The sequence below is a fragment of the Gordonia jinghuaiqii genome, assembly GCF_014041935.1.
GTDB classification, from domain to species: domain Bacteria; phylum Actinomycetota; class Actinomycetes; order Mycobacteriales; family Mycobacteriaceae; genus Gordonia; species Gordonia jinghuaiqii.
Genome location: NZ_CP059491.1, coordinates 2,367,642 through 2,388,545 on the forward strand (window position 1 = coordinate 2,367,642; position 20,904 = coordinate 2,388,545).

The following is a 20,904-nucleotide window of genomic DNA, read 5'->3' on the forward strand; positions in this document are numbered from 1 at the left end:
ACTGATGTGACCTCCGCCCACTAGTCTGTCCGTATGGCTTCGAAGGCAAGCACGGGTACACGCGCGTCCGCGTCGCGTGGCGCCAAGAGTTCCGGCGGACGGGCCGCGAGCAGCAAGGGGACGGCCGGCAAGGGAACCGGCGGCAGGGCAGCAGGCAGCAAGGCAGCAGGCAGCCGGTCCGGAGCCAAGGGCTCTGGGAGCCGGACGTCCGGACGGGCAACCGCGGGCACGACCGGCGCCTCGCGCGCCGGTGCCAGGTCCTCGACGCGCAGTTCGGCGCGCTCGGCGACCGCGACCCCGCGTCGTCGCAACAGCTCCGCGCAGGCGGAATCGGTCGACCTGCATCGTCGCTCCGTCGCCGCCGCCGGGGCATCCGCGGTGGGGAAGGGGATCGGCGCGGGCTGGTCGCTGTTCGCCCGCGGGGTGGGCAGTGCGGCACGAGTGGGTTCCGACGTCGGACGTGGACCCCGGGCCGAGTCGGGTGAGGGCGGCTTCGACGACGAGTACGACCGGGACGACGACTACGACAACTACGACAGTGACCACGAGGCCGCCGACGACTTCGGTCCCGGCGGGCGGGCCGGTGCCGGCCGACAGGGACACACCCACCGTCGCGATGGGATCGCGCTCGGGCTGATCGCGCTCGGTCTGCTCGTCGGAGCGAGTGTGTGGTTCGGGGCCGCGGGACCCGTCGGAGCCTTCATCGAGGCGCTCATCCGCGCGATCATCGGCTCCGCGGCCGTCCTGGTGCCCGTCGTGCTGGTTGCCGCGGCGATCATGCTGATGCGTCGGCCCGCCGCTCCCGAACGCCGCGGACGCTACCTCTGCAGCGCATTCCTGGTGGTGCTGCCGCTGCTCGGTCTGATGCACCTCATCGCCGGCGCGCCTCTGGATCTGCCCGGTCGCTCGGGTGCCGCAGGCTTCATCGGCTTCGCGGTCGGCACACCGCTGACCGCCGGTGTCACCGCCTGGGTGTCGGTGCCGATCCTGTTGCTGTGCATGGCCTTCGGGGTGCTGATCTACAGCGGGAGGACCGTGCGTGAGGTCGTCGACGCCGCGTCGGGCTACCTCGGGCTCGGTGTCCCCGACACCCGCGACGACCTGCCGTGGGCCACCGACGACTGGGACGACGACGCCGAGAACTACGACGACCCCGAGTTCGGTGATCCGGAGTTCGGAGATTCTGAGTTCGGGGATTCTGAGTTCGGGGATCCGGCCGAGGACGACACCGATGGCAGCTACCGGCGCCGCTCGTCGAGTCCCTACTCGTCGAACCCTTACGACAACTACCCGCCGGATGTGACCCCGTCGCGCGCCTCTGCACGGGCCTCCCGGCGCAAGCCGGCCAAGCTCGACGACCTGGCGCCGGTGGAAGAGGCGGTCACGGAGAACTTCGGCGATGCGCTGACCGAGCCGATCGGCGACGCCGCACCCGACGAACAGGTCACCGAGGTGATCGCGCCGCGCGCCGCGACGCGTTCGACCCCGTCGCGTTCGACGACCCCGCGCTCCACCCCGTCGCGTACGGCTGCAGCGGCGTCGCGGCCGGCACCGCGCCCGGCACCCGAACCCGAACCCGACGTCGTCGACGAGGACGACGAGGAGACGTTCGCGCCGTCGGCGCCGGCCGCCGAGGGCGACTACATCCTGCCGCCCCTGCACCTGCTGATCGACGGCGATCCGCCCAAGATGGGCAGCAGCGCCAACGACGACATGATCGACCGGATGACCGGGGTTCTCGAACAGTTCAAGATCGACGCCGCGGTCACCGGTTACACCCGCGGGCCGACGGTCACGCGCTACGAGGTCGAGCTCGGCCCGGGCGTGAAGGTCGAGAAGATCACCGCCCTGCAGCGCAACATCGCCTACGCCGCGGCGACGGACAACGTCCGGCTCCTCGCCCCCATCCCGGGTAAGTCCGCGGTCGGTATCGAGGTCCCCAACGCCGACCGCGAGATGGTGCGTCTGGCCGACGTGCTCAACGCGCCGTCGACGCGCAAGGACAAGCACCCGCTGGTGATCGGCCTGGGCAAGGACATCGAGGGCGACTTCGTCAGCGCGAACCTGGCGAAGATGCCGCACCTGCTGGTGGCCGGCTCGACCGGTTCGGGCAAGTCGAGTTTCGTCAACTCGATGCTGGTGTCCCTGCTGAGCCGGGCCACGCCCGAACAGGTGCGCATGATCCTCATCGACCCGAAAATGGTGGAACTCACACCGTACGAGGGCATCCCGCACCTGATCACGCCGATCATCACCCAGCCGAAGAAGGCCGCCGCGGCGCTTGCATGGCTCGTCGAGGAGATGGAGCAGCGCTACCAGGACATGAAGGCCTCGCGGGTGCGTCACATCGACGACTTCAACGCCAAGGTGGCCTCCGGTGAGATCACGACCCCGCTCGGCAGCGAACGCGTGTACAAGCCGTACCCGTACATCCTCGCCATCGTCGACGAGCTCGCCGACCTGATGATGACCGCGCCCCGCGACGTCGAGGACGCGATCGTGCGCATCACCCAGAAGGCCCGTGCCGCGGGCATCCACCTGGTCCTGGCGACGCAGCGCCCGTCGGTCGACGTCGTCACCGGTCTCATCAAGACCAACGTGCCGTCGCGACTGGCGTTCGCGACGTCGTCGCTGACCGACTCCCGCGTCATCCTCGATCAGCCGGGTGCCGAGAAGCTGATCGGCATGGGCGATGGACTGTTCCTGCCCATGGGCGCCAACAAGCCGACCCGTATGCAGGGCGCCTACATCACCGACGAGGAGATCTCGGCAGTCGTCGACTTCGCCAAGGAACAGGCCGAGCCGGAGTACACCGAGGGCGTCACGGCGGCCAAGGCCGGCGACAAGAAGGACATCGACGGCGACATCGGCAACGACCTCGACGACCTGTTGCAGGCCATCGAACTCGTCGTGTCGAGCCAGTTCGGATCGACGTCGATGTTGCAGCGCAAGCTGCGCGTCGGTTTCGCGAAGGCCGGGCGCCTGATGGATCTGATGGAGACCCGTGGCGTCGTCGGTCCGAGCGAGGGTTCCAAGGCGCGTGAGGTGCTGGTCAAGCCCGACGACCTCGCGGGCGTCATCGCCTCGATCACCGGCGGCGGCGGCGACGCAGACCCCTCCGACGGCTGAAAGCGTCCTGACCGGGGGGTTCTGCGGGAGTACGACCTCGTGTACTAGGGTAGCCCAAGACCCATGAGGGGAGTATCCCCGACGCGGCGTCTCCGTCAATACGGTCACGACCCGCGATGATGCCGATCATCGTCGCGGCCGTGGCCCGGAGCGTCGGCCGCCATTCCGGCGGGAGAGACCTCTGGCTCGTCAGCTCATGCTGCCTGCTGGAGGAATGCTGTGGATGTCTCTGTATCCGTGTGGCTGATCACCTGTGCGGTGATCCTCGGATTGTTCGTGTTCGACTTCTTCTCCCACGTGCGCGTCCCGCACGCCCCCTCGCTCAAAGAGTCGGGCACCTGGTCGGCCGTCTACATCACCATCGCCATCGTCTTCGGTGCGTTCGTGTGGTGGAAATGGGGCGGCACGTTCGGCGGGGAGTACTTCGCCGGGTACGTCACCGAGAAGGCGCTGTCGGTGGACAACCTGTTCGTATTCGTCATCATCATGGCCAAATTCGCCGTGCCGGTGGAGTACCAGCAGAAAGTCCTGTTGCTGGGCATCGTGATGGCGCTGGGCATGCGCGGCATCTTCATCGCCGTCGGCGCGGCCGCGATCAACACCTACAGCTGGGTGTTCTACCTGTTCGGCGCGTTCCTGATCTTCACCGCGATCAAACTCGTCCGCGAGAGCGACGACCCGGTGGAGCACGAGGAACAGCGTGAGACCCGCCTCGAGCGGTTCGTGAAGCGTTTCCTGCGTACGCACGACTCCTACGACGGCGACAAGCTGTTCACCCGCGTCAACGGCAAACGGCTCGCGACGCCGATGCTGATGGTCCTCATCGTCATCGGGTTCACCGACGTGCTGTTCGCCCTCGACTCGATCCCGGCGATCTACGGGCTCACCTCCGAGCCGTACCTGGTGTTCACCGCCAACGCGTTCGCGCTGATGGGCCTGCGCCAGTTGTACTTCCTGCTCGGCGGCCTCCTCGACCGCCTGGTCTACCTGTCGATCGGCCTGTCGATCATCCTCGCGTTCATCGGCGCGAAGCTCGTCCTGCACGCCCTGCACGAGAACACCCTGCCGTTCGTCAACGGCGGTGAGCACGTGAGCGTCCCGGAGATCTCCACCCCGCTGTCGCTGTCGGTGATCGTCGGTGTCCTGGTGATCACCACCGTGGCGAGCCTGATCAGGAGTAGGGGTTCGGCGACCCCGAAGGACGCCGAGACGTCGAAGTCGCTGAACGGCTGAACGGACGTGCTCCCGGCGAGTGGGCGCGGGTCAGGACTCGAAGGGCCCGAAGACCTGCGTCCACTCGTCGATGCGCACCGCGTCGACGGCCTCGTGGGCGATGAACGGGTCATTGGCGAGGAACGCCTCGGCCGCCTCGAGGTCGGCCGCACGGATCACGATGAGCGCGCCCGACCCGTCGGGGTAGGGACCGGCGATCAGGACGTTGCCCGCGCTGTGTTCCTCGCCCAGCCACGTCCGGTGCAGCTTGCGGTGCTCGTCGCGGAGTGCGGCCTTGGCGGGACGATAGGTGTACTGCACGGCGAATAAGGGCATCTGTTCACTCCTGCTCGATGGTGGCCAACATGCGGGTGTTGCCCAGTGTGTTCGGTTTGACGTAGCTCAGGTCGAGGAACTCGGCGACGCCGGTGTCGTAGGACCGGCACATCTCCTCGAAGACCTCTCGGGTGACGGGCGTGCCCTGGATCTCGGTGAAGCCGTGGCGGGCGAAGAAACTCGTCTCGAAGGTGAGTACGAAGACACGCGACAGTTCCAGGTCGCGTGCGATGCCCATCAGCCGGTCGACCAGCCGATGGCCGATGCCGCGGCCGGCATGAGCGGTGTCGACCGCCACGGTGCGGACCTCACCGAGGTCGGCCCACAGCACGTGCAGGGCACCGCATCCGACGACGAGTCCGTCGATCTCGGCGACCCAGAACTCCTGGATCGATTCGTAGAGGGTGACGAGGTTCTTCTCGAGGAGGATCTTCCCGGCGTACTGGTCGATCAGTTCCTTGATGCGTGGCACGTCGGAGGTCCGCGCGCGTCGGACGACCACGGCGTCGGATGCCGATTGCGCAGTACTCGGTTCAGGCGCAACGGAATCCGGTGCATCGTCGGGTTCGACGGACTCCGATTCGACGGGGGACATGGGACTTCACCTTAGTCTCCTCCGCACTCGGTCGGCCGACGCGGAGCCGACCTGTTCACCTCCGGTGCCGCGGCTGCCGATACCCTGATGGACGTGCATCTGAGAATCGCCCTGAACTGCGGCACCGCGCCGCGCACAGGGGCGTGCTCATGACCGACCGGATTCGGCGTGCCGTCGACGAGAAGGGCATCGCGAACGTCGGTCGCGGACCGGACCACATCACCGATCCCGTCGATCCCGTACCCGTGGTCAACATCGCGAACGCGCTCACCGTGTTCCGCATCGTCTTGGTGCCGGTGTTCCTGGTCGCGCTGTTCGTCGACTCCGGTGAGTCCACACTCTGGCGATCGATCGCGACGGTGATCTTCGCGGTCGCCGCACTGACCGACCGCTACGACGGCCGGATCGCCCGCCGGCGCGGGCTGATCACCGACTTCGGCAAGATGGCCGACCCGATCGCCGACAAGGCTCTGATCGGCGGCGCACTCGTCGGGCTGTCGGTACTCGGAATCCTGCCCTGGTGGATCACCGCCGTCATCGTCGCGCGGGAGGTGTGGGTCACCGCACTCCGTTTCTGGGTACTGCGGCACAAGGTCATCCCGGCCAGTCGTGGCGGCAAGCTCAAGACGCTGCTCCAAGCGGTGGCGATCGGGCTCTACCTGGCCCCGCTCGGCGGCGGCTGGCAGATCGCCGCCGGCATCCTGATGGCTCTGGCGGTGATCGTCACCATCTACACCGGCCTGGACTACACCTGGCAGGCCGTCAAGGTCCGGTCCGAGCGTCACGATCGTGATCCGGCGGCCCCGGCCCCGGCGAGACGTGCCGTCGGAGGAACCGGCGGCGGTCGGTGAGTTCGACTACTGTCGTTTCCACGGGCGCCGCGGGAACCTTCCGGCCGCGCGATGCGTTCTGGATTGGAAGCCATCGACACAGGGCCCGACCCTGGCGGTCGGCAACAGATTCTGGATAGGGCAGGGAGAGGAGACTCGATGGCGATGCTCTTACGGGAGGCGCTCGGCGACAGCCTGCGTCGGGTCCGCACACAGCAGGGCCGCACCCTGCGCGAGGTGTCCACCGGTGCACGCGTGAGCCTCGGCTACCTCTCGGAGGTCGAACGCGGCCAGAAAGAGGCCTCGAGCGAACTGCTCGCGGCGATCTGCGCCGCGCTCGACGTGGAGATCGCCGACCTGCTCCTCGAAGTCGGCCATGCCATGCGGCCCGCCGGAGCCGAGCCCGCCGTCGTCGGCGCCGGACGAGAAACGGTGTCGGCACATGGCGCGGCCGAGATCACCGAGGCGGCCCTGACCGCCACCAAGGTCGTGATCCCCGCACCCGCGGGCAGGCGCGAGGCCACGGCGCTCGCCGCCGCCTGACCCACCGACCGGTCGACCCGTCGTGTGAACGACCCGCCGGACAGGCGACACGGTCTCACCGGGAGCTCTCAGACGCTAGATTGGTCACCAGAGTTCTCAGACCCCTGAATGGAGTACGTAGAGCATGGCGAACCCGTTCGTGAAGTTGTGGCGCTACCTGTCGGCACTCGGCAACGCGAAGATCGACGAGCACGCAGACCCGAAGGTGCAGATCCAACAGGCGATCGAAGACGCCCAGCGCCAGCACCAGGCGTTGTCGCAGCAGGCCGCGTCGGTGATCGGTAACCAGCGCCAGCTCGAGATGAAGCTGAATCGGCAGCTCGAGGACATCGAACGTCTCCAGGCCAACACCCGCCAGGCGCTGACGCTCGCCGACCAGGCCGCGGCCGCAGGCGACACGCAGAAGGCGACGGAGTACACCAACGCCGCCGAGGCATTCGCCGCGCAGCTGGTGACCGCCGAACAGAGCGTCGAAGACCTCAAATCCCTGCACGACCAGTCCCTCCAGGCCGCCGGCCAGGCCAAGAAGGCGGTCGAACGCAACGCGTTGATGCTCCAGCAGAAGCTCGCCGAGCGCTCCAAGCTGCTCAGCCAGCTCGAGCAGGCCAAGATGCAGGAGCAGGTCAGTGCCTCGCTCAATCAGATGAGCGAGCTGTCCGTCCCCGGCAACACCCCGAACCTCGACCAGGTCCGCGAGAAGATCGAGCGTCGGTACGCCAACGCCCTCGGCTCCGCCGAACTGGCACAGAACTCGGTCGCGGGCCGGATGCAGGAGGTCGAGCACGCCGGCATCCAGATGGCCGGCCACTCCCGACTCGAGCAGATCCGGGCGAGCATGCGCGGCGATGCACTGCCCTCGGCGGGCGCCACTGCGCCGCCGTTGCAGAAGGGCCAGCCGGCGGCACAACCCGCCCCCCCGGCCACCGAACCACCGCAGCAGGGCTGACTCGCGACGCGACGCGTGCACGTTGCCATAGTCGCGGGATCTGATGCGGGACATGCCTTTCCGGCTTTCGCACTCGCCGAGCGGTTCGCCGCGGCCGGGGATCGCGCGACGGTCTACACCGGACCGAACTGGTCGGAGGCCGCCGCCCGCCGCGGCATCGACCTCGCCGAACTGCCCGGTCTGGTGGCCGAGGAGGCCGACGACGACTCCGACGCCGGAGACAAACTCAGCATCCGCGCCGCGCGGATGGCACAGCGGCTCGCGCCGGTGCTGGTGGCCGCCGACGTCGATCTGGTCGTCTCCGATGTGATCACCCTCGGCGGGGGATGGGCCGCGCAATGCTGCGGCCTGCCGTGGATCGAGTTGTCGCCGCATCCCCTGTATGCGCCGTCGCGGGGCCTGCCGCCCATCGGCTCAGGACTCGCGCCGGGCCACGGCGTGCGCGGTCGGTTGCGCGACACCCTGATGCGCGCGGCCACGTCGGCATCGATCCGGAAAGGCCTGCGACAGCGGGCCGCGGCGCGCGCCTCGATCGGGCTGGTCGCCGATCCCGACGACGCCGGTGCGCGACCCGTGGCGCGATTCGTCGCCACCCTGCCCGGCCTGGAGGTACCGCGACCGGACTGGCCCGCCGACACCCATCTGATCGGACCGTTGCTGTGGGAACCGACCGACGAGATCTTCCGACGACCCCCCGGCGACTCACCTCTCGTGGTCCTGGCACCGTCGACGGCCCGGACCGGAGCTCCCGACATGGTCGGCGTAGCGCTGCAGGCCCTGGCGGAAGTGGAGGCGCAGACGGGCATCGGGGTGCGCGTGGTGGTCTCCGGCCTGCACCGTCCCGACGACCGCGACCTGGCCCTGTTCGGTGACCCACACGGCGGTGACCCACACGGCGGTGACTCACACGGCGGTGACTCACACGGCGGTGACCGCATCACGGTTGGACTCGCGCGCCAGGACGAGGTGCTCGAGCACGCCGACCTGCTGATCTGCGGATCGGGTCACGGGATTCTCGCCAAGGCGATGTCGGCGGGCGTGCCGGTGGTCGCGGTGCCCGGCGGCGGCGACCAGTGGGAGCTCGCCAACCGCGTGCAACGCGCCGGCGCCGGCCGGTACGTGCGGCCGGTCACCGTCGACACCATGCTCGAGTCCGTTCGGGCTGTTCTCGAGGATCCCGGCCATGCCCTGGCCGCGCGGCGGATCGGCGACTCGGTGGCCGATGTCGTCGACCCGGTGATCCAGGCGCATCGGGTACTCACCCGGTGAGGCGGCGGGCGCGGCGGGGCAGCGGGCGCATCCGCCGGAGGCTTCCGTAGGGTGGGGCCGTGCGCCTGACCGAGTTCACCGAGCTGATGACCACCGAATTCGGTGTGTCCTCGGCAGATTCGATCCTGGCCGACCACGTCTTGATGGACGTCGGCGGGCGCACCGGCGCGCAGGCGATCGACGACGGGGTGGATCCCCGGGATGTCTGGATCGCCATCTGTCGCGACTTCGACGTACCTCGCCACCGTTGGTGAGACACGCCCGCGTGTCGCACTTGCCATCGAACAGGTGTTCGTTCATCCTGGTGTCCGACGGAACACACAGCGGAACCGCACGGACCGCGAGTGCGTCTGAAGAATTGTCGGACCCACCGGCTACCTTTCAGACATGAACGCCCGGACCGCACCGACCACCCGCCGGAAATCCGGTTCACAACCGAGGAGAACCCCCATGGCATCTGCGCCTCAAGACCGTGAGAAGGCCCTCGATCTGGCTCTAGCCCAGATCGACAAGAACTTCGGCAAGGGTTCGGTGATGCGTCTCGGCGAGGAGACCCGTCAGCCGATCGAGATCATCCCGACCGGTTCGATCGCACTGGACGTCGCTCTCGGCATCGGTGGTCTGCCCCGCGGCCGCGTCGTCGAGATCTACGGTCCGGAGTCGTCGGGTAAGACCACGGTGGCACTGCACGCCGTCGCCAATGCCCAGGCCCAGGGCGGCATCGCCGCCTTCATCGACGCCGAGCACGCTCTCGACCCCGACTACGCCGCCAAGCTCGGCGTCGACACCGACGCGCTCCTGGTGTCCCAGCCCGACACCGGTGAGCAGGCTCTCGAGATCGCCGACATGCTGATCCGTTCGGGCGCTCTGGACATCCTGGTCATCGACTCGGTCGCCGCACTGGTGCCCAAGGCCGAGATCGAGGGCGAGATGGGCGACAGCCACGTCGGCCTGCAGGCCCGCCTGATGAGTCAGGCGCTCCGCAAGATGACCGGTGCGCTCAGCCAGTCCAAGACCACCGCGATCTTCATCAACCAGCTGCGCGAGAAGATCGGCGTCATGTTCGGTACGCCCGAGACAACCACGGGCGGTAAGGCTCTCAAGTTCTACTCGTCGGTGCGTCTCGACGTCCGGCGCATCGAGACCCTCAAGGACGGGACAGAGGCCGTCGGTAACCGCACCCGTGTGAAGGTCGTCAAGAACAAGGTCGCACCGCCGTTCAAGCAGGCCGAGTTCGACATCCTCTACGGCCACGGCATCAGCAAGGAGGGCTCGCTGATCGACATGGGCGTCGCGGAGGGCTTCATCCGCAAGTCCGGGTCGTGGTTCACCTACGAGGGCGACCAGCTCGGCCAGGGCAAGGAGAACGCCCGCAAGTTCCTGCTCGAGAACCTCGACATCCGCGATGAGATCGAGAAGAAGATCAAGGAGAAGCTGGGCATCGGAGCGACCGTCGACGCCGACGAGATCGCACCCGCCCCGGTCGAGTTCTGAGGTAGGCATTGAGCGAATCCACGGACCCCGAACAGACGCACGAGCGTCGGGACGACAAGAATCCCGACCGCAAGGGCCCCACCGCATGGGACTCGGCACTGCGACTGCTCGGGGTCCGCGCGCGTTCACGCCAGGAGATGCGAGAACGATTGACCCGCAAGGGCTTCGACGCGGACACCGTCGACGACGTGATGGAACGTCTCGACCGGCACCAGCTGATCGACGACGCGGACTTCGCCTCCGAGTGGGTGCGGTCCCGTTCCCGCAACTCCGGCAGGGGGAGTGTGGCGCTGCGCCATGAGCTCCGTACCAAGGGGATCGACGAGTCGATCATCGGTGATGTCCTCGCCGACATCGACCCCGACGCCGAGCGGGAGATCGCCGCGGGTCTGGTGGACCGCAAATTGACCGCCTCCACCGTCGAGCGGATCGCCGCCGACCGCACCGAGCACGAGAAGGCCAAGCGTCGCCTCGTCGGAATGCTGGTGCGGCGGGGATACTCTCAGTCCCTCGCGTTCGACGTCGTGGGTGAGGCGCTCAGCGCGCTACGCAGCGGCTGAGCACCTCACGCGGCTCACTTGCGGTACGAGACGTTCTCCGAGGCGGCCAGTTCTTCCTCTTCGGCGGTGGGGGCCGTCGCGCGGCGCCCCTGCCGCAGCCGGCGTTCCAGGGCGGTGGCGAAGGTCGACAGACCGAAGTTGATGACGATCATGATGATCGCCACCACGATCAGCGCGGGGATGTAGTTGCCGTATCGCGACGCCGACAACAGGCCGCTGCGCACGACCTCCGAGTAGCCGATGATGTAGCCCAGGGCGCTGTCCTTGAGTGCCACCACCATCTGCGAGATCAGTGCGGGCATCATCGCCGTGATCGCCTGGGGGAGCAGCACTATGCGCATCATCTGGCTCTTACGCAGACCCAGCGCCATCGACGCCTCGGTCTGCCCCATGGGCAGCGAGTTGATGCCCGATCGCAGGATCTCGGCCATCACCGAGCCGTTGTAGAGGGTCAGGCCGGTGACGACGGCGGCGAACGCGAGTGCCGACGACGGGAAGATGCCGTAGATAGCGAACAGGAACCACGTGAACACCATCAGGATCAGGACCGGGATGGCACGGAACACCTCGACGAACAGGCCGGCCACCATGCGGACCCACCGGTGATCGGAGAGCCGGCCGATGCCGAGTACGGCGCCGAGGAGCAGCGACAGCACGATCGAGACCGCCGCGGCCGACAGCGTCCGCCACAGGCCCGGAAGGATGTACCCGGTCCAGGTGCTCCAGGTGACGAACGGTGACCACTTCTCGCCGGTGAACTGGTCGTTGGCGGCGAGCACGGTGATCACATAGATCGCGATCGCGGCGAGGACCGCGATGAAGGCGACCGCGAGGAGACGGTTGCGCGCTCTGGCCCGGGGACCGGGCGCGTCGTACAGGACGGTTGCGTCGGCACTCATCGTTTCACCGCCAGTCGCTTGGCGAGGTAGCCGAACACGGCACCCTCGCTGAGAGTGATGATCATGAACCCGACCGCGATCACGCCGAAGATGACGAACAGCTGGTCGGAGTAGGTCTCGATCTCGGTCTTCATCAGGGCGGCGGCCTCGGCGACGCCGATGACCGAGGCCACGGTGGTGTTCTTGGTCAACGCGATCAGCACGCTGCCCAGCGGTCCGATGACCGACCGGACGGCCTGCGGGAGCACGATGACCCCGAAGACCTGCGGGAACGACAGTCCCAGGGAACGGGCCGCCTCGGCCTGCCCGAGCGGGACGGTGTTGAAGCCCGAGCGCAGCGTCTCGCACACGAACGTCGAGGTGTACAGGACGAAGGCGAGTACCGCGAGCCAGAAGTTGTTGGACTCGATCGTCGGCGCGAAGGTGAGTCCGAGGTTCTGGTACAGGCCGATCGCGCAGAACAGCACGACAAGCGTCAGCGGGGTGTTGCGGACGATGTTCACGTACACCTCGGCGAACCCGCGCATCACGGGAACCGGGGAGACACGCATGCCGGCGAGGATCGTGCCCCAGATCAGTGCGCCGATCGCCGAGTAGAAGGTCAACTGGATGGTCACCCAGAAGGCGGGCCACAGTTCGGGGCCCATGCTGTCCCACAGAGAGACGTCATTCATCGGTTGCTCCCGTCACTCACTGGAGCCCGGGCGGGCACGGGGTGGACGGTGAGTCGAGGAAGTCCAGGTCACCGGGGTCGGGTTTGTAGGGGAACTTCGAATCGGGCCGGTCACCGCGGGCGATGATGTCGTCGACGTAGGCGTTGCCCAGCGACTCCCGCAGATCGGCGTTCCACGCGGATGCGTCGCCGGCGTCGGGCGTGAGCATGGCGTCGAGCGCCTTGTTCACCGCCTCCTGCGATGCCGTGTCGTTCAGCGCCAGCCCGACGCCGTAGCGTTCGGTGGAGAACGGGCTGCCCGCTTTCTTCAGGGCATCCTTGACGCAGGCATCTTTCAGGTAGGTCATCTCGACGCGCTTGAACTCGCCCTTCCAGAAGTTCGCGTATCCCGCGAGGATCGCCTCGTCGGTGGTCAGCGCGTCGACCTTGCCGCGTCGCAGCGCCTCCACGCACGCCGAGTACGAGTCGTACTCCTGCAGCTGCACCGCGGGCAGCTGCGCCTTGACGTTCTGCGCCGAGGTCGAACCGGTGACCGAACACAGCTTCTTGCCGTTGTCGAGATCGGGGAGCTCGGTGATCGAGTTGTCGTCGGCGCGCACCAGCAGTCCCTGATAGGTGACGAGGTACGGGCCGCCGAACGTCACCTTCTTCGATCGGGCCGCATTGATCGAGTAGGTGGCGGCGATGAGATCCACCTCACCGTTGTCGATCATCGCCTCGCGTCGTGCCGAGGGCGTCTCGCGCCAGGTGATCTCGGGATGGGGGACACCGAGTTCGTCGGCGATGTGGTTGACCACGTAGGTCGACACCGACGCGTCGAATCCTTCGACATTGCCGTCCGGCTCGTAGAGTCCGAGACCGGGCTGGTCGAACTTCACGCCCAGCACCACCGAGCCCTCACGGATCGAGTCGAGCAGATTGCGGGGTTCGGTACTGCCGCAACCGGAGAGCGCGCCGGCGAGCATGGCGCCCACGGCGACCATCAGACCCGCCGTCCGCAACCGGCCGCCACGCAGTCGTGTCGGGGTGTTCTTTACCGACCTCATGTCAGTGTCCCAGGATCTTGCCGAGGAAATCGCGTGCGCGATCGGTCTGCGGGCTGGTGAAGAAGGTCTCCGGATCGGCGTCCTCGATGATCGCGCCGTCGGCCATGAAGATGACCCGGTCGGCGGCCTTGCGTGCGAAGCCCATCTCGTGGGTCACGACGAGCATGGTCATGCCTTCTTTGGCCAGCGCGACCATCACGTCGAGCACCTCGTTGACCATCTCCGGGTCGAGCGCCGAGGTCGGCTCGTCGAACAGCATGACCTTCGGGTCCATCGCGAGTGAGCGGGCGATCGCGACGCGTTGCTGCTGCCCACCGGAGAGCTGCGCGGGGTACTTGTCCTTCTGGCTGGCGATGCCGACGCGGTCGAGGAGCTCGAGGGCCCGCTTGGCCGCGTCGTCCTTGGACTTCTTGCGGACCTTGGTCGGCGCCAGCGCGACGTTCTGCAGAATTGTCTTGTGCGAGAACAGGTTGAAGGACTGGAAGACCATTCCGACATCGGCGCGCAGACGCGCGAGGTCTTTGCCTTCGGCGGGCAGCACCTTGCCCTCGACGCGGATCTCACCGGCGTCGATGGGCTCGAGCCGGTTGATGGTGCGACACAGGGTGGACTTGCCGGACCCGGAGGGACCGAGGACGACCACGACCTGGCCTGCGGGTACCTCCAGGTCGATGTCCTTGAGGACGTGCAGCGAGCCGAAGTGCTTCTGCACCCCGCGCATCGCGATCATCGGCTCGGACGCGGGGTCCGCGGACTTGCTCGGCGAAACGGTCATTGGCGAACCCTAACCAACTCCGTCGGCACCGGCGGCCCCCACCTCTGCCATCTATGGGCCGGTGAGGCCGCAGGAGGAGGATCCCGACGGGGCGACCGACCGGGGCCGGCAAGCCGATTTGCCTCGGCCCGTACCCTGGTAGGAGTGAGTATCGAGTTGTCGGACCGGCCTGATCAGGCCGGATCAACCCAGGCCGTCGGAGCGGCGGGGGACGTGCCGCGGCGCTACCAGGTTCGCACCTACGGCTGCCAGATGAACGTCCACGATTCCGAGCGGATCGCCGGTCTCCTCGAAGACGCTGGTTATGTGCGTGCCGCCGAGGACGACGACGCCGATCTCGTGGTGTTCAACACCTGCGCGATCCGCGAGAACGCCGACAACAAGCTCTACGGCAATCTCTCCCACCTCGCCCCGGTCAAGACGAGCCGCCCAGGCATGCAGATCGCCGTCGGCGGCTGCCTGGCCCAGAAGGACAAGGACACCGTGCTCGCGCGTGCGCCGTGGGTGGATGTGGTGTTCGGCACACACAACATCGGGTCGCTGCCCGCGTTGCTGGACCGCGCCCGCCACAACGACGCCGCCCAGGTCGAGATCCTCGACGCGCTCGAACGATTCCCGTCGTCGCTGCCGGCCAAGCGTGACTCGGCCTACTCGGGCTGGGTGTCGGTGTCGGTGGGGTGCAACAACACCTGCACGTTCTGCATCGTGCCGTCGCTGCGCGGCAAAGAGGTCGACCGGCGTCCGGGCGAGGTGCTCGCCGAGGTGCAGGCGCTCGTCGACCAGGGGGTCCTCGAGGTGACGCTGCTGGGCCAGAACGTCAACGCCTACGGGATGTCCTTCGCCGACCCCGACCAGCCCCGCAACCGCGGTGCCTTCGCCGAGCTGTTGCGCGCCTGCGGTGAGATCGACGGCCTCGAACGCGTGCGTTTCACCTCTCCGCACCCGGCCGAGTTCACCGACGACGTCATCGACGCGATGGCGCAGACACCCAATGTGTGTCCGCAACTGCACATGCCGCTGCAGTCGGGATCGGACCGCATCCTGCGCGCGATGCGACGCAGCTATCGGCAGACCAAGTTCCTGGGAATCCTGGACAAGGTCCGCGCCGCGATGCCCCACGCGGCGATCACCACCGACATCATCGTCGGATTCCCGGGCGAGACCGAAGAGGACTTCCAGGCGACTCTCGACGTCGTCGAACGTGTCCGCTTCTCCAGCGCCTTCACCTTCCAGTACTCGCCTCGCCCCGGTACGCCCGCGGCGACCATGGCCGAGCAGGTGCCCGCCGACGTGGTCAGTGAGCGCTACCAGCGGCTCATCGCCCTGCAGGAACGGATCTGCCTGTCGGAGAACCAAGCGCTGACCGGCACCGAGGTGGAACTGCTCGTCGTCGCCGACGAGGGCCGCAAGTCGGCGAAGACCCGACGGATGACCGGCCGGGCACGCGATGGCCGCCTCGTGCATTTCGCCCCCGGCGCCGCCGTCGCCGGCATCCGGCCGGGCGATGTGGTGAACACCGTCGTCACCGCCGCGGCACCGCACCACCTGATCGCCGACGCCGGGGTCCTCGCGCATCGTCGTACCCGCGCCGGTGACGCACACGAACAGAGCCGTACCCCGACGACCGGCCCGGTCGGCGTCGGTCTCGGCCTGCCCGGTGTCGGCGCCCCCGCGGTCCTACCGGCCGCCGACGCCGGCTGCGGTAGCGCATGCGGCGGCTGAGAACTCTTCCGCCGGCCCGCCAACCCGAGACAGATCACGAAGTGAGGCAATGACCATGTCCGAGACACCGAACCCGCAGCGCGGTGCTCCCACAACAGACCGGGACGCGTTCGGCGAGTACGAACGCGACCTGCGCAAAGCCGAACGGCGAGTGGCAGGCGAGATCGACCCGGGCGCCCGCGCCGTCGTCGTGGCCGTGGCCGTGTTGCTCGCCATGGTGTCGATGGTGTTGCCGCACACCGGTTCCGCCACGGGCCTGGAGGTCCTGACCTTCGCCCCCGACGCCGCGGCCGAACGCGTCACCATCGTGTCGAAGATCTTCGTCTATCTGCTGACGATCTTCGGGATCGTGGTGTCGATGCTGGCGCTTCTCACCAGGCGCTGGTTGCTGGCGTGGATCGCCCTGTGCGGCTGCGCCATCGCCTGCGTGGCCGGGATGCTGGCCTGGTGGTCGCGCAACACCCCCGGGGTCGGCGGTGTGGAACCGCCGTCGGGCGTCGGTATCGGGCTGATCCTGGCCTGGATCTCGGTGTTCGTGCTCACCTTCCACTGGTCGCGCGTCGTCTGGTCGCGCAGCACCTACCATCTCGCGATCGAGGCCGAACGGCGCCGGCAGGCCGCCGAGCAGGATGCGTACACCTCGGCGCTCTACCGCAAGAACCCCGACCAGCCCTGACGCCGAAGCGGTGCGCGGTCAGCGATCGCTGACCGCGCTCTGCGCCGCCTCGGCCCACTCGCGCCACTGGGTCGCCTGGTCACGCAGCTTGGCCGCGTCCCGGTCCTTGCCGCGTTCGGCTGCCTTACGTGCCTGCTCCTCGAGTTGTGCGGCGCGATCGGCGAACTGGGCCGCACGCGCCATCGCCTCGGGATCGGTGCGTTGCCACTGGGCGTCCTCGGCGTCGCGGATCCGCTTCTCGATTGCTCGTGCGCGGGCCTCGAGGCTGTGCATCTGATCGCGGGGAACCTTGCCCAGGGCGTCCCACTGGTCGCGGAACGACCGGAACTCGCGCCGCGCCACATCCAGGTCGGCGGCCGGGTCGATCGACTTCTCCGCCGAATCGAGCAGCGCGATCTTGGCCTCGGCGTTCGCGGAGAACTCCGCGTCGCGCTCGGAGGTGGCGGCGTTGCGGGCGCTGAAGAACACGTCCTGCGCGGCTTTGAACCGCTGCCACAGGGCCTCGTCGGTGTCTCGCGGCGCGCGGCCGGCGGCTTTCCACTCGCCGAGAAGCTCCCGGAACTTCGCCGAGGTGGGTCCCCATTCGGTGGACGCAGACAACTCCTCGGCCCGTGCGATGAGGGCCTCTTTGCGGTCTTTGGCCCCGGCCCGTTCGCGATCGAGTTCGGCGAAATGGGCGCCGCGCCGACGGTTGAAGGCGTCGCGGGCCTTCGCGTAGCGCTTCCACAGGGTGTCGTCGGTCTTCCGGTCGACGCCCTTGATGGTCTTCCACTCGTCGAGGATCTCGCGCAGCCGGTCGCCGGCGCTCTTCCAGTTGGTCGCCTCGTTGCCGATCTGTTCGGCCTCGGCGGCGAGGGTCTCCTTGCGGGCGATGGCCTCGGCCCGCGACTTCTCCCGTTCGGCGCGGATGGTCTCGGCGACCTCATCGGCGCTGCCGACGATGGCCTCGAGGCGGCGTTGCAGGGCGGCGACGTCGCCGATCACGTTGGCGTCGGGCAGTCCGTCGAGCAGATGCTTGGCCGCGCTCTGTGCCTTGCGCGGATCGCCGGAGCGTGCGGTCAGCCGTTCCTCGAGGATCTCGACCTCGGTGGCGAGGTCGTCGAAACGGCGTCCGAAGTGGGCCAGGCCCTCCTCGATGGTGCCCGCCTGCCACGACCCGATCTCGCGTTCTCCCTCGGCGGTCTTGAGCCAGACGACGCCGGACTCGTCGATCCGCCCGTACTGGTGCGGGTCGCCCACGACGAGGTGGGTCACGACGGGCTCATGGGTGGCGCCGGGGCGCGGTCCGGGCTTTGGCCGCGGTCCGGGTTTGGGGCCCGGCTTGCTCGCGGGAGCCTGCTCGCCGGCCGGTGACGGTTCGATCGGGTTGGTCATGTCCACGTGTCCTGCCGCTGATTGGTGCCGCGCGTCACGGCTGCCGGTCGCTGTACGGATCCATTCAAGCAGTTCAGGCCCGTCGATGTGGCGTCCGCACCGAGTTACCGCGGAACAAGGCGGGTTCGGGCGTGCTCGCGCCGAGAACGTTCGACTAGCGTCGTGGTGTGCTGGTGGCCGTCGTCTTCGTACCGAGTGCTCCTCTGCTGGTACCCGAGTTGGCCGGTCCGGCCGCGTCGGACACCGACGCGGTGCGCGCCGCGACCCTCGACACCGTGGGGCGGGCGGCTTCGGACGGGATCGATCGTTGGGTCGCCGTCGGGACGGCGGATGCCGCCGCCGATCGTGTGGCGGGCGGGCGCGTGTGTGAACCGGCTGCGGGCAGTTTCGCGAGGTTCGGCGTCGACGTCGGTGTGTCGCTGGCCGGCGAGCGACCTCGTGGTGCGGCCGGCCGGATGAGTCTGTCGATGTTGATCGCGGCGTGGCTGGACGAGCGGCTGTCGATGGGCCCGATGAGTGCATTCAGCGTGGGCCCGGCGACGCCGCCGGCGGAATGTGCGGTTCTGGGTTCCGCACTGGGTGCGGAGCTGGATGCCGCCGGAGAACGGATCGGCGTGCTGGTGGTGGGGGACGGGGCGACGGCGTTGACCGACAAGGCCCCTGGCGGTGGACGCCGGGACTCCGCGGTCGCGCTCAACGACACGATCGTGGCGGCGATCGGCGCCGCCGACACCGACGCACTCGCCGCCCTGGACCCGTGTGCCTGTGACGCCGAGGGGGTCGGCGGACGGGTTGCGTGGCAGGTCGCGGCAGCCGTCGCCGGTCACCGCGCGGTGACCGCGTCGACGATCTACTCCGCGGCCCCGTTCGGCGTCGGATATGTTGTCGCGACCTGGATTCCGGCCCCGTCGCGGGTCGCGGTCAGTGGCGAGGGGGATCGATGACCCGGTCGCCGCGTCCGATCGCCGTCGTCGGTCCCACCGCCGGCGGCAAATCCGACCTCGCCCTCGATCTCGCCGAGCGCCTGGGCGGGGAGATCATCAACATCGATGCGATGCAGCAGTATCGGGGCATGGACATCGGTACCGCGAAGGTGCCCGTCGAGGAGCGCCGCGGAATCGCGCATCATCAACTCGACGTCCTCGAGGTGACCGAGGTGGCCACCGTCGCCCGTTACCAGGTGGCGGCGCGCGCCGATGTCGAGCGACTGCTGGCCGCCGGCCGTGTTCCGGTCATCGTCGGCGGCTCGATGATGTACATCCAGGGACTGCTCGACGACTGGCAGTTCCCGGCCACCGATCCGACGGTCCGCGGGAAGTACGAGGCCATGCTCGCCGAACGCGGGGTGGGCGAGATGCACCGGCTGCTCGGCGGGGTCGATCCGGCTGCCGCTGCGACGATCCTCGACACCGACGCACGACGCATCGTCCGCGCGCTCGAGGTGGTCGAGCTGACCGGCGCACCGTTCGCCGCCTCTGCGCCCACGATCGGGGAACCACGTTGGGGGACGGTCATTCTCGCGCTCGACCGGGAGGTGGACGAGCTGGACGAGCGCATTCGTCGTCGGACCCGGGTGATGTTCGGGTCGGGTTTCGCCGATGAGGTGGAAGCGCTCTGCGAGCGCGGTCTGCGGGACGGGCGGACGGCGTCGCAGGCCATCGGTTACAAGCAGGTTCTCGCAGCCCTCGACGGCGAGTACGACATGGCCCAGGCCGAGGAACTGACGTTCATCGGCACCCGCCGTTATGTCCGGCGGCAGCGGTCGTGGTTCCGTCGGGATCACCGCGCCATCTGGCTCGACGCCGGCGCCCCCGGACTCCTCGACCGTGCGCTTCACGCCGTGGGCGGCACGGCCCCGTAGGCTGTTGACCGTGACTTCCGCCCCGATGAGCCCCGGACCGATGAGCCCCGGACCGGAGGGCGCGCTGCGTTTCGTCAAAGGCCATGGCACCCAGAACGATTTCGTGGTCATCGCCGACCCCGACGCCGACCTCGCCCTCGGGACCGAGTTGGTCGCCGCGCTGTGCGATCGGCAACGCGGGATCGGTGCCGACGGGCTGCTGCGAGTGGCGCGCTCGGGTGCGCTGGTCTCCCGCGGAGTGCTCGACGCCCTGCCCGACGGGGTGTCGCCGGACGACTGGTTCATGGACTACCGCAACGGCGACGGTTCCGTTGCCGAGATGTGCGGCAACGGCGTACGCGTCTTCGCCCATTTCGTCCGTGCGACGGGCCTCGTCGACACCGACACCTTTCCCGTCGGCTCCCGGGCGGGCGCCCGGCCGGTCACCATCCACAGCTTCGACGACGTCCACGCCGAGGTGACGGTCGAGATGGGTGTCGCGCGTCTGGACGGCTCCTACACCGTCCGGATCGGCGACGACATCTATCCCGGGGCCAGGGTCGATGTCGGCAACCCGCATCTGGCCTGTGTGGTGGCGGAGATGACCGCCGACGATCTCGCCGCGGTCGATTTCACAGCCGGGGTCACCATCGACTCCGCCGCCTTCCCTCACGGCGCCAACGTCGAACTGCTCACCCCGCCGAAGGAGGACGCCGACGGCGGTCTGACCGCCCGGATGCGGGTGTTCGAGCGGGGCGTCGGGGAGACCCGGAGTTGCGGAACGGGGCTGGTCGCGGCCGCACGTGCCGCCTTGCACGGCCGCGGGGCGGACTCCGGCACACTGCGCATCGGCATTCCGGGCGGCGAGGTCACCGTGACCATCGCGCCGGACGGCTCGACGCTGCGCGGACCGTCGATGCTGGTCGCCGACGGCGTACTCCGACCCGGTTGGGACCGCTGAGCGCGATATTCGCGTGCTCGGCAG

General features: G+C 68.3%; 21 protein-coding genes. 14 read left to right on the forward strand and 7 right to left on the reverse strand.

The genetic code is table 11. The features are described from left to right. Positions 1-33: 33 nt before the first annotated feature. On the forward strand, positions 34-3,129 hold the full coding sequence (locus H1R19_RS10525) for a DNA translocase FtsK (RefSeq protein WP_219851359.1): 3,096 nt from the start codon (positions 34-36) through the stop codon (positions 3,127-3,129). Between the two features lie 219 nt (positions 3,130-3,348). Beyond that, the gene (locus tag H1R19_RS10530; protein ID WP_219851360.1) at positions 3,349-4,362 is read left to right on the forward strand and encodes a TerC family protein; all 1,014 of its coding nucleotides are present in this window, start codon (positions 3,349-3,351) and stop codon (positions 4,360-4,362) included. A gap of 30 nt (positions 4,363-4,392) precedes the next feature. On the opposite strand, the gene H1R19_RS10535 is transcribed toward H1R19_RS10530, so the two are convergent. Together H1R19_RS10535 and H1R19_RS10540 are read right to left on the reverse strand one after the other, a co-directional pair. After that, positions 4,393-4,677 carry a YciI family protein gene (locus H1R19_RS10535; RefSeq protein ID WP_219851361.1) on the reverse strand — a complete coding sequence of 95 codons (285 nt, stop codon included), beginning with the start codon at positions 4,675-4,677 and terminating at the stop codon, positions 4,393-4,395. 4 nt (positions 4,678-4,681) lie between these two features. After that, positions 4,682-5,272, reverse strand: a complete 591-nt coding sequence (locus H1R19_RS10540; protein WP_188329099.1) for an amino-acid N-acetyltransferase — start codon at positions 5,270-5,272, stop codon at positions 4,682-4,684. A gap of 149 nt (positions 5,273-5,421) precedes the next feature. On the opposite strand from H1R19_RS10540, the gene pgsA reads away from it, so the two are divergent. The 7 genes from pgsA (at position 5,422) to H1R19_RS10575 (ending at position 10,914) form a co-directional block, all read left to right on the forward strand. Next, positions 5,422-6,123 carry a CDP-diacylglycerol--glycerol-3-phosphate 3-phosphatidyltransferase gene (gene pgsA / locus H1R19_RS10545; protein ID WP_219851362.1) on the forward strand — a complete coding sequence of 234 codons (702 nt, stop codon included), beginning with the start codon at positions 5,422-5,424 and terminating at the stop codon, positions 6,121-6,123. 138 nt (positions 6,124-6,261) lie between these two features. Beyond that, on the forward strand, positions 6,262-6,645 hold the full coding sequence (locus H1R19_RS10550; RefSeq protein ID WP_188329101.1) for a helix-turn-helix domain-containing protein: 384 nt from the start codon (positions 6,262-6,264) through the stop codon (positions 6,643-6,645). A gap of 124 nt (positions 6,646-6,769) precedes the next feature. Continuing rightward, the gene (gene pspA / locus H1R19_RS10555; RefSeq protein WP_188329102.1) at positions 6,770-7,591 is read left to right on the forward strand and encodes a phage shock protein PspA; all 822 of its coding nucleotides are present in this window, start codon (positions 6,770-6,772) and stop codon (positions 7,589-7,591) included. 15 nt (positions 7,592-7,606) lie between these two features. Beyond that, positions 7,607-8,860 (forward strand): glycosyltransferase, encoded by a 1,254-nt coding sequence (locus tag H1R19_RS10560; protein WP_219851363.1) that lies wholly within the window; start codon positions 7,607-7,609, stop codon positions 8,858-8,860. Positions 8,861-8,919: 59 nt separating this feature from the next. Beyond that, positions 8,920-9,114 (forward strand): DUF3046 domain-containing protein, encoded by a 195-nt coding sequence (locus tag H1R19_RS10565; protein WP_188329104.1) that lies wholly within the window; start codon positions 8,920-8,922, stop codon positions 9,112-9,114. A 196-nt stretch (positions 9,115-9,310) separates the two neighbouring features. Beyond that, a complete protein-coding gene (recA, locus tag H1R19_RS10570; RefSeq protein WP_188329105.1) occupies positions 9,311-10,354 on the forward strand; it encodes a recombinase RecA in 1,044 nt (347 codons plus the stop codon). A gap of 8 nt (positions 10,355-10,362) precedes the next feature. Next, positions 10,363-10,914: a regulatory protein RecX gene (locus tag H1R19_RS10575; protein WP_219851364.1), complete on the forward strand. Its 552-nt coding sequence runs from the start codon at positions 10,363-10,365 to the stop codon at positions 10,912-10,914. 14 nt (positions 10,915-10,928) lie between these two features. Here H1R19_RS10575 and H1R19_RS10580 read toward each other — a convergent pair whose 3' ends face one another. From H1R19_RS10580 to H1R19_RS10595, 4 genes are read right to left on the reverse strand one after another with little or no spacing between them, the layout of a single operon-like run. Beyond that, entirely contained in the window at positions 10,929-11,813 is an 885-nt protein-coding gene (locus tag H1R19_RS10580) for an amino acid ABC transporter permease (RefSeq protein WP_188329107.1), read from the reverse strand. Next, positions 11,810-12,487 carry an amino acid ABC transporter permease gene (locus tag H1R19_RS10585; protein WP_188329108.1) on the reverse strand — a complete coding sequence of 226 codons (678 nt, stop codon included), beginning with the start codon at positions 12,485-12,487 and terminating at the stop codon, positions 11,810-11,812. The genes H1R19_RS10580 and H1R19_RS10585 overlap by 4 nt, the downstream gene beginning before the upstream one ends. A gap of 16 nt (positions 12,488-12,503) precedes the next feature. After that, positions 12,504-13,532 carry a glutamate ABC transporter substrate-binding protein gene (locus tag H1R19_RS10590; RefSeq protein WP_280527235.1) on the reverse strand — a complete coding sequence of 343 codons (1,029 nt, stop codon included), beginning with the start codon at positions 13,530-13,532 and terminating at the stop codon, positions 12,504-12,506. 1 nt (position 13,533) lies between these two features. Further along, the gene (locus H1R19_RS10595; RefSeq protein WP_219851589.1) at positions 13,534-14,262 is read right to left on the reverse strand and encodes an amino acid ABC transporter ATP-binding protein; all 729 of its coding nucleotides are present in this window, start codon (positions 14,260-14,262) and stop codon (positions 13,534-13,536) included. 201 nt (positions 14,263-14,463) lie between these two features. Here H1R19_RS10595 and miaB point away from each other — a divergent pair, with 201 nt between their 5' ends. Together miaB and H1R19_RS10605 are read left to right on the forward strand one after the other, a co-directional pair. Beyond that, on the forward strand, positions 14,464-16,029 hold the full coding sequence (miaB, locus tag H1R19_RS10600) for a tRNA (N6-isopentenyl adenosine(37)-C2)-methylthiotransferase MiaB (protein WP_219851590.1): 1,566 nt from the start codon (positions 14,464-14,466) through the stop codon (positions 16,027-16,029). 55 nt (positions 16,030-16,084) lie between these two features. Further along, positions 16,085-16,705, forward strand: coding sequence for an Rv2732c family membrane protein (locus tag H1R19_RS10605; protein ID WP_188329110.1), 621 nt, complete (start codon positions 16,085-16,087; stop codon positions 16,703-16,705). An 18-nt stretch (positions 16,706-16,723) separates the two neighbouring features. On the opposite strand, the gene H1R19_RS10610 is transcribed toward H1R19_RS10605, so the two are convergent. After that, positions 16,724-18,079 carry a DUF349 domain-containing protein gene (locus H1R19_RS10610; RefSeq protein WP_219851365.1) on the reverse strand — a complete coding sequence of 452 codons (1,356 nt, stop codon included), beginning with the start codon at positions 18,077-18,079 and terminating at the stop codon, positions 16,724-16,726. A 167-nt stretch (positions 18,080-18,246) separates the two neighbouring features. Between H1R19_RS10610 and H1R19_RS10615 the strand changes: the two genes are divergently transcribed. From H1R19_RS10615 to dapF, 3 genes are read left to right on the forward strand one after another with little or no spacing between them, the layout of a single operon-like run. After that, on the forward strand, positions 18,247-19,023 hold the full coding sequence (locus H1R19_RS10615; RefSeq protein WP_219851366.1) for a class III extradiol ring-cleavage dioxygenase family protein: 777 nt from the start codon (positions 18,247-18,249) through the stop codon (positions 19,021-19,023). Continuing rightward, positions 19,020-19,940, forward strand: coding sequence for a tRNA (adenosine(37)-N6)-dimethylallyltransferase MiaA (gene miaA, locus H1R19_RS10620; RefSeq protein ID WP_219851367.1), 921 nt, complete (start codon positions 19,020-19,022; stop codon positions 19,938-19,940). Before H1R19_RS10615 ends, miaA begins: the two co-directional genes overlap by 4 nt. A 40-nt stretch (positions 19,941-19,980) precedes the next feature. Next, a complete protein-coding gene (gene dapF / locus H1R19_RS10625; protein ID WP_219851591.1) occupies positions 19,981-20,880 on the forward strand; it encodes a diaminopimelate epimerase in 900 nt (299 codons plus the stop codon). Positions 20,881-20,904 lie beyond the last annotated feature (24 nt).

Excerpts from the sequence above, each read along its gene's own strand:
- H1R19_RS10525 (WP_219851359.1), top strand. The coding sequence starts at position 34 with ATGGCTTCGAAGGCAAGCACGGGTACACGCGCGTCCGCGTCGCGTGGC.
- H1R19_RS10535 (WP_219851361.1), bottom strand. The coding sequence starts at position 4,677 with ATGCCCTTATTCGCCGTGCAGTACACCTATCGTCCCGCCAAGGCCGCA.
- H1R19_RS10540 (WP_188329099.1), bottom strand. The coding sequence starts at position 5,272 with ATGTCCCCCGTCGAATCGGAGTCCGTCGAACCCGACGATGCACCGGAT.
- pgsA (WP_219851362.1), top strand. The coding sequence starts at position 5,422 with ATGACCGACCGGATTCGGCGTGCCGTCGACGAGAAGGGCATCGCGAAC.
- H1R19_RS10550 (WP_188329101.1), top strand. The coding sequence starts at position 6,262 with ATGGCGATGCTCTTACGGGAGGCGCTCGGCGACAGCCTGCGTCGGGTC.
- pspA (WP_188329102.1), top strand. The coding sequence starts at position 6,770 with ATGGCGAACCCGTTCGTGAAGTTGTGGCGCTACCTGTCGGCACTCGGC.
- recA (WP_188329105.1), top strand. The coding sequence starts at position 9,311 with ATGGCATCTGCGCCTCAAGACCGTGAGAAGGCCCTCGATCTGGCTCTA.
- H1R19_RS10580 (WP_188329107.1), bottom strand. The coding sequence starts at position 11,813 with ATGAGTGCCGACGCAACCGTCCTGTACGACGCGCCCGGTCCCCGGGCC.
- H1R19_RS10585 (WP_188329108.1), bottom strand. The coding sequence starts at position 12,487 with ATGAATGACGTCTCTCTGTGGGACAGCATGGGCCCCGAACTGTGGCCC.
- H1R19_RS10590 (WP_280527235.1), bottom strand. The coding sequence starts at position 13,532 with ATGAGGTCGGTAAAGAACACCCCGACACGACTGCGTGGCGGCCGGTTG.
- H1R19_RS10595 (WP_219851589.1), bottom strand. The coding sequence starts at position 14,262 with ATGATCGCGATGCGCGGGGTGCAGAAGCACTTCGGCTCGCTGCACGTC.
- H1R19_RS10605 (WP_188329110.1), top strand. The coding sequence starts at position 16,085 with ATGTCCGAGACACCGAACCCGCAGCGCGGTGCTCCCACAACAGACCGG.
- H1R19_RS10610 (WP_219851365.1), bottom strand. The coding sequence starts at position 18,079 with ATGACCAACCCGATCGAACCGTCACCGGCCGGCGAGCAGGCTCCCGCG.
- miaA (WP_219851367.1), top strand. The coding sequence starts at position 19,020 with ATGACCCGGTCGCCGCGTCCGATCGCCGTCGTCGGTCCCACCGCCGGC.
- dapF (WP_219851591.1), top strand. The coding sequence starts at position 19,981 with ATGAGCCCCGGACCGGAGGGCGCGCTGCGTTTCGTCAAAGGCCATGGC.